This is a genomic window from Rhizobium sp. BE258 (genome assembly GCF_031457345.1).
Classification (GTDB): Bacteria; Pseudomonadota; Alphaproteobacteria; order Rhizobiales; family Rhizobiaceae; genus Rhizobium.
This window is the reverse complement of sequence record NZ_JAVDWL010000004.1, coordinates 646,194-662,179: the sequence shown is the minus strand read 5'-3', so window position 1 is coordinate 662,179 and position 15,986 is coordinate 646,194. Positions and strand designations below refer to the sequence as shown.

Here is a 15,986-nt window from a genome sequence, read left to right as displayed (position 1 = left end):
TGCCGTGACCTCTGTCGCGTCCCAAGCCATTCGATCGGCGAACCTGACGCCAGTGGTTGGAGTCGTTCGGTCGTCCTCGACGCTATAGGACAACAATGGTGGGGTCTGGTCAGGTCGCTCGGTGGCGGACAGGTTCGTGCGTCCACTTCACGAGCGAAGGCATGCGGCGATCGGGAACTCGTTCTGATTGACCAGTCGACACGGGAGCAGCTGAGGAAACGAGGGCGCTACGGCGTTCCTGTAAGAAAAGCCCCGCATAGGCTGCGAGGCTTCCCCTTTTTGTGTTGATGTGGTTACAGACGATTGTCACGATACCGGTCGCGTTCAGCGGCGATCTGCGCCGGCGTGTAGGGATCCGCAGCTTCGTCGAAGCGTGTCCAACCCTGCTCGGTGTAGCTCGCACGGCGAGCGGCGACATCGACGCGCGACGAGTTGAGGATCGCCTCGGCAGGTGCACGTTGGTCATCTTCGACACGGGCTGTCACGACGGAGCCGCCACGACGAACACTCTCTGCGTAGAAGTTCGCGTCCTCCTCCGGCACGCCGGAATCAATCATTGCGCCGACAATACCGCCAACTGCGCCGCCCGCAACCGCACCAGCAACCGCACCGGCTGCAGCCGCAGCAAGCCAGCCAGCAGCAACGACGGGGCCGACGCCGGGAATCGCAAGCATGCCGAGGCCTGTCAGGAGGCCACCTGCGCCCCCCGCGACTGCGCCGATACCGGCGCCGGTGCCTGCACCTTCGCCCGCTCGGTTGCCCTGCCCCTGGATATCGGGGTCGCCATTGGCCTTATTGGTGACAATGCTGATATCGTCCGAGGGGACGCCGGCCTCTTCGAGCGCCTTCACGGCTGCCTTGGCGTCGTCGTAATGGTCGTAAAGTCCTGTGATCGTGGTTTTCATGGGAATTTCTCCGTTATGTTTTATTTGGCGAGCGTGACGTTGCCCTGGAAGTCCAAAGAGACCATTGCTGGCTTGCCATCCTTGGAAGCGGTCGCGCGCCAGACGCCCTGGTCGTCCAGCTTCAGGCCGGATACATCCTTGTAACCGGCTTCCTCGATCCGCGATTTTGCCTGATCTTCGGTGAAGCTGTTTTTGCCAGCGACTGGGGCGCCAGGGTTCTGCTCGGTGTTGACCGCAGGCGTCGTCTGCGAGGTGGTTGGCGTCTGGCTCTGTGCGAAAGCGGCAGATGCTACAAGCACAAGGCTCGCGGTGAGAAGGGTGATTTTCTTCATTGGTGTTACCTCCTGTTGGGTGGAACGGAAACACGTTGAAAACCTAGAAGTTCCAATGATTTGTTCGCGAGGCTGTTGCAACTCGTTTCTTGAACACTATGCGAGATGGACGCGCTTTCAAGCAGTTCGAAACCGTCGCGCTTGACGTGAACAGCGTTCCGAGCAGAGTTGCCCAAGGCCGGGCGTGGACGGCTCGCAAAGGTGGTTCGCCGCAGGGCGACATGGGTCTCTGCAGATTTTTGAGCGAACTTCGGCGCACCCTGCCCTTCTCGACGTAGGCTACCGGGTTTATTTCGCCGACAGTCGAAAGTGTGGGCCCGATCCCTGCAAAGCGCGTGGCGCACCATGCCGCGTCGCCGGTTAGCACGCCCCGAACTTTGACTAGCGATACTTCTGGCAGAGACTTCGTCCCCGTCACCCCGACCTATGAATCGCCCACTGTCACATTGAGTCATCGAGGCTCCTCCTCACCAGAGACGAAGAGCTCACGGGTGGCCGGCCGATGCCCTCGACGTTGACGACCTGATCGTACTCTGCAGAGTGCCGTTTCTGAGCGAAACCTCTACACCGTAGCCGGTCGCGGCGAGGGTGCCGGAATCGTCGAAGCTTAACGTCACACTTCAGCCCCCTTCCTGACGAGTTTTGTTGAAGATCAAATCGGCTGTGCATGCAGTGTGGTCAGATCCATCAGCCGGAGCATCAAAGGAGTGCCTGATGGAACAATCTCTTGAGACTGCCGTTGACATCCCACTGATACAATTCAGGTTCTGAAAAGGAGAAATTCGATGGGCAGCACAGCTGACAAGGTTTCCGGTAAGGCGAACGAACTCGCAGGCAAAGCCCGTCAGGGTGTCGGCAAAGCCACTGGCGACCGCGAGATGCAAGCCAACGGTATTGCGCAGGAAGCCAAGGGCGACGCGCAGCAGGCCAAAGGTGAAGCCAAGGATGCAGTCAAGAAGGTTGTCGACAAAGCGTAAGCTTCTGTTGGCGTGAAGAAGGCCCACCAGAGGTGCTACCCGGTGGGCCTTTTTTGTTACCGTCCGCGTGCGAGACTGTCGGCATAGTGGTTGCCTGCGTTGCTGCCAACGGTCCTCCTTCCAGCGATGGACACTCGAATGACCTGACGTTCGATATGCTATACGGCTCTCGTCTTTCCTCTACTTAGTCGCTTCATCGCCTGTTCGAGGGAGCGCTGACTATCACAGTAACCCTCCCACGCGCTGCTGTTCGTTAAATGCCCCGGCACGGTACGGATGGTATATCGCTTTGGGTCGAGACCTGCCTTCACCTGTGTCCAGTTCAGCGGCATCGACACGGTCGCACCAGGACGAGCGCGCGGCGAAAGCGGTGCGACTGCGGTCGAAGTTCGATCATTGCGCAGGTAGTCCAGGAAGATGCGGCCATTCCTCTGAGCCTTGGACATCTTAATGAGGTAGAGGTCCGGACTATCCCTTGCCATCTCCTGGCAGACATCATGTGCAAACGCCTTACCTTCATCCCATGACAGCTTCTTGCCCTTCGGCACCAATAGCGGCGTCACCACATGGAGGCCCTTTCCTCCAGTCGTCTTGCAAAAACTGACGAGGCCCAGTTCCTCCAACCGGTCCCGAATTTCCCGTGCCCCTTCAACGACGGTCGAGAAATCGACGTCAGGACCGGGATCGAGGTCGAACACCAGGCGACCCGGTACTTCCGGCTGGCCTGGCTCACAGTTCCATGGATGAAGCTCGGTGCCACCAATCTGCGCGATTGCTGCCAACCCTTCAACGCGGTCGATCTGCAGGTAGGGTGCCTTGTCGCCCTTGACCTTCACTTGTTCGATGAGGTTGGAGGTCCCCTGCATGGCATGGCGCTGGAAGAATTGCTCTCCGCCAATCCCATCCGGCGTCCGGATGATCGAGCATGGCCGTCCCTCGATGTGTTCGATGAGCCATGGGCCAACGGCTTCGTAATACTTCGCCAGATCGACCTTCGTAACCGGGTCGTCATCGAGAGCGTCAGGCCACAGGGCTTTGTCTGGGCTAGAGATCAAAACGCCCATGACGTCGACTTTCGCGCCCTTCCGATATTTTGATGGCTTCGGTGTCGTTGGCTTGTCGGTTGTCGGGTCCGGGACATCGGTCGCCGCCGGTTTTGCTGGCTTCTCAGCCTCCACCTCGCGTGCTGGCTTGTCCTCACGCAGCCCTTTGAACGCTGCTTGCCTGACCTGTCCATCAGCGGTCCAGCCGGCAAACTCAATTTCCGCGACCAGTTCTGGCTTAAGCCACACAATATCCGGGGTCTTCTTCGGTGCGCCAATCCCGGTGAACGGTGACCTTGATGCTTCCATTTTCTTGAGGCGCGACAGCAGCTCGGCGACGACGCTGGCCTTGTAGCCCGTTCCTACCCGACCCACGTAGACGAAATGACTACCGCGATTGACACCGACGAGCAGCGACCGGAACTTACCGCTCGTGGTCGCGTATGCTCCGATGACGACCTCGTGCCCTGCCCGGCATTTGGACTTAGCCCAGGTTTTCGTCCTCCCTGATTCATAGGCGGCGTCGGCCTTCTTCGAGACGATCCCTTCAAGAGAAAGCTTGCATGCTGACCGCAAAACAGCGTCTCCGCCGGTCTCGAAGTGTTCGACGAACCTCAGGCGCGGATCATCACCAGCGTCGGACAACAATGTCGCCAACCTCTCCTTGCGCCCTGACAACGGAAGCTCGCGGAGGTCTTCGGCACCTTCAAACATCAGATCGAAAGCGAAGTAGACAAGGTCATCGGTCTTGCCTTCCGAAAGGGCGGCCTGCAGCGCCGCAAAATCCGGGGCGCCATGCTCATCAAGGGCGCAAATCTCTCCGTCAATGATCGCGTCGGGCAGATTTGATCCCGAATGAGCGATAGCAGGATACTTGGATGTCCAGTCCAATCCCTTCCGAGTCTTCAGAGCCACCTCGCCGTCCTGAATGCGCATCTGTATGCGGTATCCGTCGAACTTGATCTCGTGAATCCAGCCGGAGGACGTTGGCGGCCGCTCCAATGTTTCACACAGCTGCGGCTCCACAAACTCAGGCATGTCAGAGACAGCAGCTTTGCGATCTGCTTTAGCCTTGGTGTTCGTTCCGGCTTTCCGACCTTCATTGGCAAGTCCTTCGCTGCTATCCCAGACGGCGTCTGCCCCAACGGCACTTCCTGTTGTCATGAACGTTTTCGGCTTTCGGCCCTTTCCCAAAGCAATCGCTTCCATCGTCCTCCCCGACGCTACCGACGTATCATTATCGTCGAGCACTGCTGCGCCATCTTCCTCGACCGAATAATCGTCATGGTGCTTGATCAGCAGCCAGTTGGTACGTTTTTCACCTTCCTTGCCACGCATTCGAACGAGAACAAAGCTACCGTGAAGGCGGTCGCCATCGAGGGTGAACTTGAAATCGCCTTTCGCCAAGGCTTGTTCTGGGCTCTTGTTTCCTTCTGGTTCCCAGTATCCACGGTCCCATAGCATGACAGTGCCGCCACCATATTGTCCCTTTGGAATGGTGCCTTCAAAATCACCGTAGTCGAGGGGATGATCCTCGACCTCGACGGCCAATCGTTTGTCCTGGGGATTGAGCGACGGTCCTTTGGTGATAGCCCAAGATTTGAAAACGCCGTCGAGTTCGAGGCGTAGGTCATAGTGGAGACGGGTCGCATCATGCTTTTGAATGACGAAACGCAGGCGGTTTGACGACTTAATGGTAGTCTCCCCGCTGGGCTCAGCGGTCTTATTGAAATCTCGCTTGGCGCGGTACTTGGAAAGATTGTCAGCCATGGCGTCTTTTCCGTGTTGATGAACAGTCGAAATGTCCCAACCTTAATCAAGGTTCCCCACCGGGGGTGCGGGCGATTTGCATTCACCATTCGGCCAGGGGGAACGAGTCAGCCTTGCACTTGAGAAAATTATTACTGGCGGGGTACGGCACGCTACGACTACGATTCTAAGCTTAAGACGGGCTGGCCGGGCAGCCGCAGGCCGAGGCGCACGCTTTATCCTGACACCCAGGAAAGTGCAAAGTGAATGCCTGTAAAATCCTGCTCGGTCACCCGAACGACGAATCGCTCTCCTCGAAGGATAAGATCAACAGCCGACTGTTTCATTCTTCGTCCCATAATCGGTGGAAATTCGTTGGGTGCGTCGGAACCGTAGGAGACACTGAGATTTGCGCGCTTTGCCCAATACAGTGAGCAACTCGGTTTTGCTCGTATATCCGGCCTGCTAGGTCGAAGAGGCGCGACGCCAGGGAGCATCCCTCCATGCTGTCCGGAGTGACGCGGTGTGTTGCGCAGTACTCTGCCATGGCCTCGAATGCCGGGGTCACGTCATCCTTGAACGAAATCGCGGAATAGCTCCGACATAGATCGCCCTCCCTGTTAGAGGGGCGAGAGCTCGTATCAACTCCCAAGCGGTCGCTGCCACTGCATTCCGACCGACGATCCAACATACGCCCATCGGTGGATGCTGGGGGTGACGCCGTGAGGTAGTACGGCGAATGTTCTGCATTTCCAAGTTCACTTATGAACGAGCGTCAATGGCGGGTCGCTGACTGGGCCACCGCGACGGCCAATGCGATCACCATTTGCTCCTGCTTGAGAGGCTCTTTCAAAACCGGCACCTTGCCAAAACGCTGTAGCAGCTGCGGTTCGTCGTTTTCTGTTATGAAGACGAAGGGGATCCGATGGGCGAGCAGTCGATCAGCTAGGGAAACCACGCCTGCGAGTTGGACCCGAACACTGACAACGGCGGCATCGACGACCGCGTGATTGATAACCTCGATTGCTTCCGGCACATTCGGATAAGGACCTACGATTTCGCTTCCTTGATCTTCTAGGGAAAGCACTGTTTCGCTGGCCCGGTGATAGTCGTCGTCGACGACAAGGACGTGTTTGCCTATTAGGTCGCTAAAGGTCATCAACAATCCTCTCAAGACTATGACTGGATGTTATCGTTTGATGCAGAGGAGATGACTTCCATCGACCGATGCAGGTCGGCGCTGAGCGCCTCGCGAGTGGCGGCTCCGAAGGCGATCAGATTGAGGGCAATTGAAGCCGCCTGTTTGGCCAGCTGTGTTTCGAGCGAGTTACCCGTAGCCTCGGCCCACTCGGTGAAAACATCTTGAAAAAGCTGAAGTTGTTCTGCATCTGTGAGGTCATCGATTAACATGGTGTCGCTTTCTGTTGCCGAGCGCGCGTGTTCTCTCCCAATCGGCCGGCCTGTAGCAGCGGCCGATGTTCCGGATACACCGAATTACCAGTTATTTGGCATGAATTGTCCGTTTCCGGACATGTTATTCGCTTCGAGAAAGAGCCCCTTGCATAGAGAAGCCTGCTATATCACTCCATAAGTTATTACAATTAAAGCGTAATTGACCAATTCAAATTCGTAAAACTGAGGCGAGACAAAGTAAATGCGTTCGCTATCGTACGTAAATCGGCGGGAACGTCCACGTGGGCACTGCGTTGTGGCTCTTTGGGAGATCGTCAATGCTACACTTACCAGCAAGCGCAGCGCGTAGCCGCGAAATCGTCGAACTGATGCCGGCTCTACGGAAATTTGCTTACCGCTTTACATCCAACGAAAACGACGCCGACGACCTCGTTCAAGAAGTGCTAAAGCGTGCCATTGAACATCTGGATCAGTACTCTGCCGGAACGAGCATGAAATCCTGGATGTTCACCATTATGCGCAACCTTTACGCCACCCGATACAAGGCTGCTAAACGCGAAAGCTGCGGTCTGATTTCCGACGTGGCATTGCAAGATGTGCCGGTGGCAGCCAGTCAGGACTGGAAAATGCGTGCAATTGACGTGAATACAGCGCTGCTTCGTCTTTCCAGCAACGAGCGTGAGGCACTGATGCTTGTCTCCGCCGGTGTGTCTTATATTGAAGCTGCACACTCCGGCGGTTGCGAAATCGGGACGATAAAAAGCCGGGTTTCTCGGGCTCGCCACCACTTGGCCGACCTTTTGGGAGATGCCAGTGTGGGGGAGGCGACTGCAGCTTCGTGACAAGCAAGCGTCAAAGGAACCTTACCAGCGTCGTTGCCCCAGGGTCTGCCCAGTCAGTCTCAGGTATTCTCGTTCGGCTGGACCATATGTGCTCCCTGCAAAGAGAATGAGAGCCTCGCGATTTTTAATTGTGATCATAGAGCGGCTTGTGCCGATGAGACCGTGCTTTTCGAGGACGTGAAGCGCGTCGGTCACGCTCGGACGCCTCACCCCCAGCATGACAGATAGGAACTCATGCGTCAGAGGAAATGCGCTTGACAGCATGCGGTCGTGGACCATGAGCAGCCAACGCGCCAACCTCTGGTCGATATGGGTCTTGCCATTGCAAAGCGTTGTGTAGGCAAGCTGAATGGTGGCGGACCGCGCATAGCGCAAGAGCGACCGTCTCAGTTGATGAGACTGGAAGACGGCGGCTGCAAAAATCGGCGTCGCTATTCTAACCCCTTCGCCAGGCACCTGCATATAGCACTCGAATGGAGTTTGGTCGTCATCGTAGAGAAGCGACGCGCCTGTGAAACCTTCACGACCAATGAGGCCAACCTCGATCTGCAGACCATCGCGTGTTTGGGCGACAACGGAAGCGAGCCCGCTCTCGATAAAGTAGACGAAGTCTATCGGCTGGTGGACCACTTCCAATCGGTGTTTGGCTGGCAAGTCGATGCGTTCGAAATGCGATGCCAACCTCTCGTATGTGGTGTCCGGCATGCTTTGTAGCAGCAGATTTTGGGTCGAATGGCGGATGTGGTCCAACAGCGCTCTACCTCCAGGCGTCAAAGCACGAGACGTCGCGTCGATGTGGAGCAATATGTCTCATCGCTCATCGTAGATGGACGGCTGCGGTTTTCACGCGGCCGTAACCGTCAGGCCGCAGCCGCATTGACGGTCGTTTCAGCGATTTCCGACAGCAACTCGTCGGTCTCCTCTTCCTCATTGAGAGTGAGAGCAAGGAGGTGTGCAACCTCATCCAGACCGAGCGTTTTGGCCCAGGTCACCATCGTACCGCAGCGGCTGATCTCGGAGTGTTCCACTGCCTGCGCGCCGGCAAGCAGTCCTGGGTGGAGAGCGTCGGTCCCCTGAAGTTCTTCCATGACCTCTTTGCCTTCATCGATGATACCGAGAATGGCTTTACAGGTCTTTTGATCGGCTGGCTTGCCGAGGAGTTCGAAGGCTTCTTCCAATCGCTGGACGTGCACTTCGGTTTGTGCACGATGGGTCTCGAAAGCTTCCTTCAGCTCCATCGACTGTGCAGCATCGGCCATCTTCGGAAGAGCATTGAGGATTTGCTTCTCCGCGAAATAAATGTCCCTCATCGTTTCGGAGAGGGGGTCACTAAGGTGTTTTGATCCTGCCATTTTCGCGTTCCCTTTGATCGTCGTTGGGGGTTCGACGTAGGGACATCGAAATGAGTGAGCATGTTAAGCGAACCTCACAGACAACGATCCACTCCTGCGCCACCAAGCGGTCACTAAAGACTGACCGGCACTTGGGACTCCCTAACTGGGACCACCATGGATAGTTCCTTCCAACGCCGCGACTAGGTCAGCTTGTTGACAGTGGGGCAATTTCGAAACGGCTGGTCCTGCCACTCAATCGCCAGTAGCCGTCGTGAGGCCAAGCTGCGCTAGGTTCTGAGGCAGAGCTGCCTGGCAGACAAGCGCCTTGCAATAGAGCCATCTACGCGACCCGTCTTCGCTCGGACTCCGCCTTAATCGCGGCGTCCTTTGCCATCTTTATCAAGTAGGCGACGAACGGTTGATCGCTGAGTTCGGCAAGTTTCTTGGCTGCTTCAAGATGATCGATCAGATGAGCCTGCGACATTCAAACCTCCATTTGCAAATATATATTCATGTTTGCTAACGAACCTTAACCGAGGCTTAATACGCGAGTTTCGTCCGCCACCGGACAACCACAAGAGGCTAAAGGAGCAGCAGGCGCTGCCAGGCCACGGCAATCGCTCGGGCGATCCCGTTTTGAAGGCAACAACACGTTGGACGAGGTCTAGGTGAACTGACGATATCTTCGTGCGCGAATAGCAATGGCTATCTGACGGGACTCACGCCGCACATTGTGAAAATAGCTGATTAGGCCCGGTGTCATACCAACAAACCATAGGCCTTCGTAGGCGTTGCTCTGCCGAATACTCACCCCTTCCGTTCCGTCCAAGGCGGGAATTAGGCTTCCGAGGCCCGCGCCGTATCCCGTGGCGGCAATTATGATCTCTGGATCGATGGATGTGCCGTCCGCAAGGGAAACCATGTCTCCCGAAAATCCCAAGACCTCCGACACGACTTTCGTCCGCCCGTCCCTGATCGAGCGGATTGCCCCGTCATCGACAGGAATGGCGATTTGTTCATTCGAGAGACGCGTCGCTGCACCCTTGTGGGCCGCTGGAAGTCCTGTGTCCGCCAGGCTTCCGAACGCCAAAAACTGCGTCAAGGCGATCGAAACGTCCGCGACCTTCGAGGGCAGCGCGGCTACCAACGGTGACAATCGATGGACTGCAATTCCATGCAAACGTTTCGGTAGGATAGTCGAGCCGCTACGAACTGAGACCCACGTCTGGGCCGGACGAACCCTAGAAAGGTGGTTGAGGACGTCGAAACCGGAATTGCCTCCGCCTATGACCAGAACCCGCTTTCCCTCGTACTGCTTGGCATCACCGAATTGGGATGAGTGGATCAGCAAGCCGCGGTAGCCGTCACCCCCTTGCAAAATGGGCATGACGGGGTAGCGATCCCTGCCCGTCGCGATGACGACGTTCCGAGCCCGGACCGACGCGGCGTTGATTTGCATTGTGAAACAGTCGTCAGTTCGCCTAATGTCTGAAACCGTCACACCGTGCTCAACGGACAGATCGTGCCGTCGCGCGAACTCCTGGAGATGAACCGCTACGTCTGTCCTTCGTGGAAAGGCCGGCGTTCCACGGGGGTACTCCAAGCGCGGCAGGTGGGACACGCTCCTGTGTGTATTCAGAGACAGCTGGGGATGGCGATCGAGCCAAGTTTGACCAATCTTATCATCTTTATCGAAGATACGCGCAGCTATACCTGCGCGTTTGAGCTCGTACGCGGCGGTCAGTCCCGCGAGTCCTCCCCCGACGATCACGGCCTTCTCGATTGTGTCATCGGATTCCATGACACAACATCGCACGGCCGTGCCGAATAGCAACAGTGTTCGGCCAAAAGCGCCTTTAGAATCCCCTAAAACAGTATTCGCGTTAGGTAACTGATGTTGCCTCTGGCACTGCTAGGATGCTGGCTTCCAGCGGGGGGATTCGAGATGCCGGGTGTTCGCAGTTTCATCGATTCAGTGTTCGATCGCCGCGTGGCTAACCTTCCGAACACGCCATATCCCAACGAAGAAAAGCTCGATCTCTGTCGAAAACATGGAGATTTCTCCTTAGCTTATTCGACAGCGGTTCAAGGAAACCTGCGCCATTACGGCGATGATAGCGGATACTTGGCCTACGCCACCAAGATGGGCCACACCTTTGTCCTTGGTGATCCGGTGGCCGCCCCAATCGAAAGACGCAAATACATTGAAGGCTTTGTGAAAGCCGCAGGCCGCCCCTGTTTTGTTCAGATCGGGGCGCAGACGGCTTCCGTGCTGGCTGGGCTCGGTTACCGCGTCAATCGCATGGGCGTGGACACCCGTCTCACACTTGACACCCATGACTTCGCTGGCAAGCGAAACGAGACCGTACGTTATTCTGAGCGCTGGCTTATCAAAAAAGGCTTCTCGATAGTAGAATGCGATGGGACGAAGACCACGCAAGAGCAGATCGAAGCCGTTTCAGAAGACTGGAGATCGGGTCGAATCGTCAACCGGCGGGAAATGTGCTTCCTCAACAGGCCTTTTTTAAGTGCCCTGTCACCAGACATGCGCCGCTTTCTCATCCTTGATCCGGACAACCGTCCTGTCGCAATCCTCGATTTCGATCCGCTCTTCAGTAATGGCGCCGTGACTGGATATACCGCCGCCTTCAAGCGGAAGTTCACGGGGACGACATCCCACGCCGAAATCGGGCTGACTAAGTTCGCGGCGGACCGCTTTCGGGAGGAAGGACGCGCTGTTGTGACATTAGGCCTCTCGCCTCTTGCGGCCATCGGGCGGAGCGGATTTTTGGAAAGTGGATTTTGGAGAAGCCTGTTCAAGCGTGCTTTCGACTCCCGTGCTGTGAATACCCATATTTTCAACCTCCAAGGTCAAGCCGCCTTCAAACGAAGGTTCCATGGCGACGAGGAACCGATGTACATCGCCTTCAAACGGCGGACGCCCTTAGAGATTCTTGCTCTTCTTCGGCTTCTTAAAACCCTCTAAGGACGCTTTTTGCGAGTTCAAAGCGGGTGGATTAGCCATCCTGGGCGAGGCAATCGTCACCGCGCCGTCCGGTCGTTGTGTTACCTCTTCTCCCGTTGAAGCCGGTACTTCCCATCATCGGTCACGAAGCCGTCGGCAGCTGGCATCCAGCCGTAAGACGATTCCTCTCCTGCGGAGAAGGACAGATAAATCTCGGAAATCTGCCAAAAGGTAATTTTGGTCTTTCGGACAGTGGCATTGCAGTCTTTGGAGAGTTCAAGGGCGTTTGCATCGTCGTAGCCCGCCGCTGGAGTATCAAGTAGGGTGACATGGCATAGTGTCTTCCCTTTTCGATCCAACAGAGCCCACGTTCCGGAAACAGCCTTCTTGGTGGGTACTCTTTCCATTGTGCCTGGTTCGGGCACCAAGTAGACCGCCGTCTCGACCTCCAGCGGCGTGCGCCACGGTCCGCCCTCCTGTTCTTCGAAACCGAGTACGGATTTCCGAGTGGCATCGCGGAAGACAATGCCAGGTTCGGCAAAGTCCCATGCAGCAAGCATGTCATGATATGGCGGCCCGCACGGACTTTCTTCAGTTAGCGCGTATCCACCGATCGTCTTGTCCTTTGACAGTTGCACTCTGCAACCGAGCGAACCATCGGCGGAAGCGATGAGCCAGGTCCCCGTAGTCGCCTCGACGATGTCGTCGCTGACCTGCGCCAGCGCGGGTGAAGCAAAAATACTGAGTGAGGCACTGACAATTGCCAGAGAAATACCTCGGAGCCCAAACATGAAATCCCCCGTCGCCTCGTTGCGTCGATCGCAAAGTGTCACGTTAGCCCGACGCCGTACAGAGTGGACGTCTCTTCTGGGCGAGCATTGGCGGGCTAGCCAATACGATGGATTTCGAGGATGCGAGGACTTTTCCCTAAACGGGAGGTCGAAACCTCACTGTGGGACGACGTTTCTGAAACCTGACAGCTTCTGGGAGCTAGGGTTGGTATCTGCTAAACCGGACGCCCAGGACGGTGCAAAATGAAAGCCTCAAAATCCGTCGTCCGGAGCTCGGTACCCTGCCGACGAAACTCCCTCCCCGAAGAATGAGATCAACAGCTGCTGTTTCATGGGTTGCCCCGTGATAGGGGGAAGAGATTGATGAGGTGCGTTGGGGATCGTGCGAACCACTAACATGGCCGTGCCTCGCCCAAAGCAGCCAACAACTCGGTTTTGGTCGTATATCCGGCCTGCAGAAGGTCGAATAGGCGCGATGCCAAGGAGCATCCCTCCATGCTGTCCGGAGTGACGCGGTGCGTTGCACAGTACTCAGCCATGGCCTCGAATACCGGGGTCACGTCATCATTGAACGAAATCGCGCGGAATAGCTCCGACATAGATCGCCCTCCCTGTTAGAGGGGCGAGAGCTGGTACCAACTCCCAAGCGGTCGCTGCCATTGCATTCCGACCGACGATCCAACATAGGCCCATCGGTCAGCACTGCCAATTAACTTTGACATCGTCCATTAGCGGACGAACACCGCATCGGCGACCGATTGATCCGAGGCGGTCGACGGTCCACCTCCCCCTCAGCAGATCGCCGTCATTTGCCGAATATGATTTGCCACCTCAGTGGCCTTGTATGGCTTGGGAAGAAATTTTCCATCTATGTCAAACGCACTGCCCGCCAGGTCATGATGCCCAGACGTCAAAATGATCTTGATCGGCGGCCATCTGTCGCGAACGAAGGCGGCGAGCTTAATCCCATCCATGCTGCCTGGCATATCGATGTCGGTGAACAAAGCGTGGATCGTAGGATTCGCCTGAATGATGGCAATAGCTTCGTCCGCGTTAGACGCCTCGAACACAAGGAAGCCCTCGTCCTCAAGCTCACCGGCGATCGATATCCGCAGGAGTGGCTCGTCTTCTACGACAACCACGGCGATAGGTTTAATGTTCGCTGCCATTTCTTCTCTGTGAGAATACGTCGTAGGCCAACTCAACCGATTGTACGGTTGCGAACATAACTGTCCTCAAGCGGTTCGGGTTCAAGTTGTCAATAAAAATAAAGATATGTCTTTGCGTTGGAAGAATAGGTTGGGCCGCGCAGGGCATATCGCCAGAAATTCCGGTACGACGAGAAGCCGATTTGAAACATCAGTGAATAATGAAAAAGCGCCCGCCGAATATCGGCAAGCGCTCCAGAATTGGCTGTCCGCTATCGGTTAGAGAGAGGCAGCACGTGCGATGTTGCGGATGTCGCTGCGATCAATACCGAGATCGTGGAGTTCGCGATTGGACATGCGGCCCAGTTCGGAGACCGTCTGACGATACTTGCGCCAGTTCTTCAGAGTGCGTGCTACGTTCATGACTATCCCCTTTCGTGGGCTTTCGAAACACAGCTGCCAGTCCTTGGCGCTTCATTTGTCTCGATGACCACTATGTAATGGAGGTCCGGCTAATTTTGCAGCGCTAAGGCGCGATCCCAGCCATGCAGAAAGCGCATAACCTGATTAAAAAGTCATCAAGTCACCGCGTTGCGTGGATCAACCATGGCAGAAGATTTGCCGCCGCTGCCGGCGTACTGTCCCATGAGAACGGCAGCGCGCTGATCGCTCCTTCTTTCAGCGAAGCCCTAGCGACTGGAAACGTGGATTGCGCCGGCGTCGCCAAAGATGCGATGGAGGGTCGGTATCTGGTCGGCTTTGACCATTACCGAGACGATGATTTCGCCGCCGAGCGCAGCATCCATTCTAGTGCCGTGGTTTACCGAGGGAGCATCGCCACCGTTTGGTATTACTCCCGAGCTGTTCGAGTGGCCGCTGGGTTCCACAAAAATATCGGCGCGGTCTAGCCCCGCGTGTTGGACCAGATGTTCGATAGCGAGGTCGGCACCCTCGCGAGCCTGAAAAGTTGCGGTAACGGTCTTCGTGCTCTTGTCCGACATAACGATCTCCATTCAATCTCTGTCTAAGGGCTGGCCGTCCCTAATGTTCCCTCCGGATCCGGAACGTATGTTCGCCGAACGTGTTACGGACTGATATCGACATCGGAGACATTGGACTCTCATGACTTCGGCGGGCTGGTCCAAGACAGTTGTAGTGCAAATCAGACCACGATCGGGTTTTATACCTGTTTCGAACACGCGGACCGCATTTGACCTTCTGATTTCGCGATGGCCAGTCACTTCCGGAAAGGCTTTCTGGGCCGCCCAGGAAATCTGCCTCGCAGCGATGGATCGCAGGGTGCCACACGAAGACGCGCGGCTTGCATTTATCGCCGCCGCGAAGGAAGCAAACATCTCTATGGACTGAGATTGCAGCGTCACCGGGCACCAGCAAGACTGGTGAAAGAACCCGCGGACTGGAGAACATCGTGACGCTGATCGAGGTCATTAATCTGTGCCGTGAAGACTTGGCTGACGAGTCCATAGGAGTTCGCCGCAGCTGGGAGGATTTGTTTCGGTACACTCTCAAACACTACCCGGAGCGAACCGCCCTCGGCCAATTCAACCCGAACGATCTCGAAAAACGATTGCTGGCTTCCGGAGTGAATAGAGCCATCGTCAATGGTTACGTGATGCGATGGCGAGAGGTGATCGAGCGACCTAGAAGCAGGGCCGCCGAATAACCATCAGGCCATCGCGTATTCCCAACCATCGTCAGCCAGTACTCCGCAGTCGGGGAAGGGACCACCGTTACGATCTTCCTGCCTCGTCACGCGGCTGCGGAAGCCAGTCCGGCCACCGCAAAGGCAGAACCTAGCGACTTCCAGTCCGAAAGTGGAGAGACCGTACTGGTGATTGGCGACGAGGCATTGGTCCGCATGCTGGTCGTCGATGTACTCGGGGACGCCGGCTATTGCACGTTGGAAGCCGGTGACGGTCCGGAAGGATTAAAGATACTGCGTCCGGACGTGAGGATTGATCTCCTGATCACAGACGTCGGGCTACCGAACGGAATGAACGGCCGGCAGGTCGCCGACGCGGCGTGTGAGCTTCGTCCCGAACTCAAAGTCATGTTCGTGGACTGGCTATGCCGAAACCGGGGTTCTCGGGCATGGTCATCTCGAACCCGGCATGCAGGTCACCACCAAGTCTTTCGACATAGGCACACACACGAAGCGGGTACAGGAATTGATCAAGTCCTGATCGGGGGCGAAATCTTCTTTGAACGGGCGATGGATGGGCCGCAATCGAGGCCCTATCGTCCGTCTCCATCGCGAGCGGTGTCCTGCCAGCCGACCTCGCAAACAGTCTGCGGGGCCATTGCTACCGGCCTCGAGATCGATGATGCGATCTACGACAACTGCTTTGGATCGGCCGCATCTATCAGTTCTCAGAAGCCCTGGCTCGGCTCGGGATGCTGCTGACGGTCGCCGAGACAGGGTCACTGGCCGGGAAACTGCCTTCGAGCCCCTCCTCTAATTCGTCT

Annotated in this window: 19 protein-coding genes; 7 read left to right on the top strand and 12 right to left on the bottom strand. The window is 56.5% G+C overall.

Features of this window, described 5'->3' with window-relative positions; translation table 11 throughout:
- Nucleotides 1–293: 293 nt before the first annotated feature.
- On the bottom strand, nt 294–905 hold the full coding sequence (locus tag J2X43_RS17770; protein WP_310295823.1) for a general stress protein: 612 nt from the start codon (nt 903–905) through the stop codon (nt 294–296).
- Nucleotides 906–925: 20 nt separating this feature from the next.
- The gene (locus tag J2X43_RS17765) at nt 926–1,237 is read right to left on the bottom strand and encodes a PepSY domain-containing protein (RefSeq protein WP_112386589.1); all 312 of its coding nucleotides are present in this window, start codon (nt 1,235–1,237) and stop codon (nt 926–928) included.
- 785 nt (nt 1,238–2,022) lie between these two features.
- On the opposite strand from J2X43_RS17765, the gene J2X43_RS17760 reads away from it, so the two are divergent.
- Entirely contained in the window at nt 2,023–2,214 is a 192-nt protein-coding gene (locus tag J2X43_RS17760; RefSeq protein WP_112386590.1) for a CsbD family protein, read from the top strand.
- Between the two features lie 158 nt (nt 2,215–2,372).
- Here the strand turns inward: J2X43_RS17760 and ligD are convergent, their stop codons facing one another.
- From ligD to J2X43_RS17745, 3 genes are all read right to left on the bottom strand, one after another.
- The gene (gene ligD, locus J2X43_RS17755; RefSeq protein WP_310295821.1) at nt 2,373–5,027 is read right to left on the bottom strand and encodes a DNA ligase D; all 2,655 of its coding nucleotides are present in this window, start codon (nt 5,025–5,027) and stop codon (nt 2,373–2,375) included.
- A gap of 754 nt (nt 5,028–5,781) precedes the next feature.
- The gene (locus J2X43_RS17750; protein WP_112386592.1) at nt 5,782–6,165 is read right to left on the bottom strand and encodes a response regulator; all 384 of its coding nucleotides are present in this window, start codon (nt 6,163–6,165) and stop codon (nt 5,782–5,784) included.
- 17 nt (nt 6,166–6,182) lie between these two features.
- Nucleotides 6,183–6,416: a hypothetical protein gene (locus J2X43_RS17745; protein WP_112386593.1), complete on the bottom strand. Its 234-nt coding sequence runs from the start codon at nt 6,414–6,416 to the stop codon at nt 6,183–6,185.
- A gap of 320 nt (nt 6,417–6,736) precedes the next feature.
- On the opposite strand from J2X43_RS17745, the gene J2X43_RS17740 reads away from it, so the two are divergent.
- A complete protein-coding gene (locus J2X43_RS17740) occupies nt 6,737–7,261 on the top strand; it encodes a sigma-70 family RNA polymerase sigma factor (RefSeq protein WP_310295817.1) in 525 nt (174 codons plus the stop codon).
- Nucleotides 7,262–7,282: 21 nt separating this feature from the next.
- Here J2X43_RS17740 and J2X43_RS17735 read toward each other — a convergent pair whose 3' ends face one another.
- The 4 genes from J2X43_RS17735 to J2X43_RS17720 all read right to left on the bottom strand — a co-directional run bounded on the left by J2X43_RS17735 (nt 7,283) and on the right by J2X43_RS17720 (nt 10,396).
- Nucleotides 7,283–8,011 (bottom strand): Crp/Fnr family transcriptional regulator, encoded by a 729-nt coding sequence (locus tag J2X43_RS17735; protein WP_310295816.1) that lies wholly within the window; start codon nt 8,009–8,011, stop codon nt 7,283–7,285.
- A gap of 110 nt (nt 8,012–8,121) precedes the next feature.
- Nucleotides 8,122–8,613, bottom strand: a complete 492-nt coding sequence (locus J2X43_RS17730) for a DUF892 family protein (RefSeq protein WP_310295814.1) — start codon at nt 8,611–8,613, stop codon at nt 8,122–8,124.
- Between the two features lie 322 nt (nt 8,614–8,935).
- On the bottom strand, nt 8,936–9,079 hold the full coding sequence (locus tag J2X43_RS17725) for a hypothetical protein (protein WP_162702755.1): 144 nt from the start codon (nt 9,077–9,079) through the stop codon (nt 8,936–8,938).
- A 180-nt stretch (nt 9,080–9,259) separates the two neighbouring features.
- A complete protein-coding gene (locus tag J2X43_RS17720; RefSeq protein ID WP_310295812.1) occupies nt 9,260–10,396 on the bottom strand; it encodes an NAD(P)/FAD-dependent oxidoreductase in 1,137 nt (378 codons plus the stop codon).
- Nucleotides 10,397–10,540: 144 nt separating this feature from the next.
- Here J2X43_RS17720 and J2X43_RS17715 point away from each other — a divergent pair, with 144 nt between their 5' ends.
- Nucleotides 10,541–11,581 (top strand): phosphatidylglycerol lysyltransferase domain-containing protein, encoded by a 1,041-nt coding sequence (locus J2X43_RS17715; protein WP_310295810.1) that lies wholly within the window; start codon nt 10,541–10,543, stop codon nt 11,579–11,581.
- 80 nt (nt 11,582–11,661) lie between these two features.
- On the opposite strand, the gene J2X43_RS17710 is transcribed toward J2X43_RS17715, so the two are convergent.
- The 3 genes from J2X43_RS17710 to J2X43_RS17700 all read right to left on the bottom strand — a co-directional run bounded on the left by J2X43_RS17710 (nt 11,662) and on the right by J2X43_RS17700 (nt 13,922).
- Nucleotides 11,662–12,351, bottom strand: coding sequence for an AprI/Inh family metalloprotease inhibitor (locus tag J2X43_RS17710; RefSeq protein WP_310295808.1), 690 nt, complete (start codon nt 12,349–12,351; stop codon nt 11,662–11,664).
- Between the two features lie 791 nt (nt 12,352–13,142).
- Complete coding sequence (locus tag J2X43_RS17705) at nt 13,143–13,520, bottom strand: response regulator (protein ID WP_112390517.1); 378 nt, start codon at nt 13,518–13,520, stop codon at nt 13,143–13,145.
- Between the two features lie 258 nt (nt 13,521–13,778).
- The gene (locus tag J2X43_RS17700) at nt 13,779–13,922 is read right to left on the bottom strand and encodes a DUF1127 domain-containing protein (RefSeq protein WP_112390516.1); all 144 of its coding nucleotides are present in this window, start codon (nt 13,920–13,922) and stop codon (nt 13,779–13,781) included.
- A 122-nt stretch (nt 13,923–14,044) separates the two neighbouring features.
- Here J2X43_RS17700 and J2X43_RS17695 point away from each other — a divergent pair, with 122 nt between their 5' ends.
- The 4 genes from J2X43_RS17695 to J2X43_RS17685 all read left to right on the top strand — a co-directional run bounded on the left by J2X43_RS17695 (nt 14,045) and on the right by J2X43_RS17685 (nt 15,924).
- A complete protein-coding gene (locus J2X43_RS17695; protein ID WP_162706086.1) occupies nt 14,045–14,407 on the top strand; it encodes a hypothetical protein in 363 nt (120 codons plus the stop codon).
- A gap of 214 nt (nt 14,408–14,621) precedes the next feature.
- On the top strand, nt 14,622–14,867 hold the full coding sequence (locus J2X43_RS31135) for a DUF982 domain-containing protein (RefSeq protein WP_112444211.1): 246 nt from the start codon (nt 14,622–14,624) through the stop codon (nt 14,865–14,867).
- Between the two features lie 61 nt (nt 14,868–14,928).
- Nucleotides 14,929–15,183: a hypothetical protein gene (locus J2X43_RS17690; protein WP_112444213.1), complete on the top strand. Its 255-nt coding sequence runs from the start codon at nt 14,929–14,931 to the stop codon at nt 15,181–15,183.
- A 195-nt stretch (nt 15,184–15,378) separates the two neighbouring features.
- Nucleotides 15,379–15,924 carry a hypothetical protein gene (locus J2X43_RS17685; protein ID WP_310296025.1) on the top strand — a complete coding sequence of 182 codons (546 nt, stop codon included), beginning with the start codon at nt 15,379–15,381 and terminating at the stop codon, nt 15,922–15,924.
- The last annotated feature ends 62 nt before the right edge of the window (nt 15,925–15,986 follow it).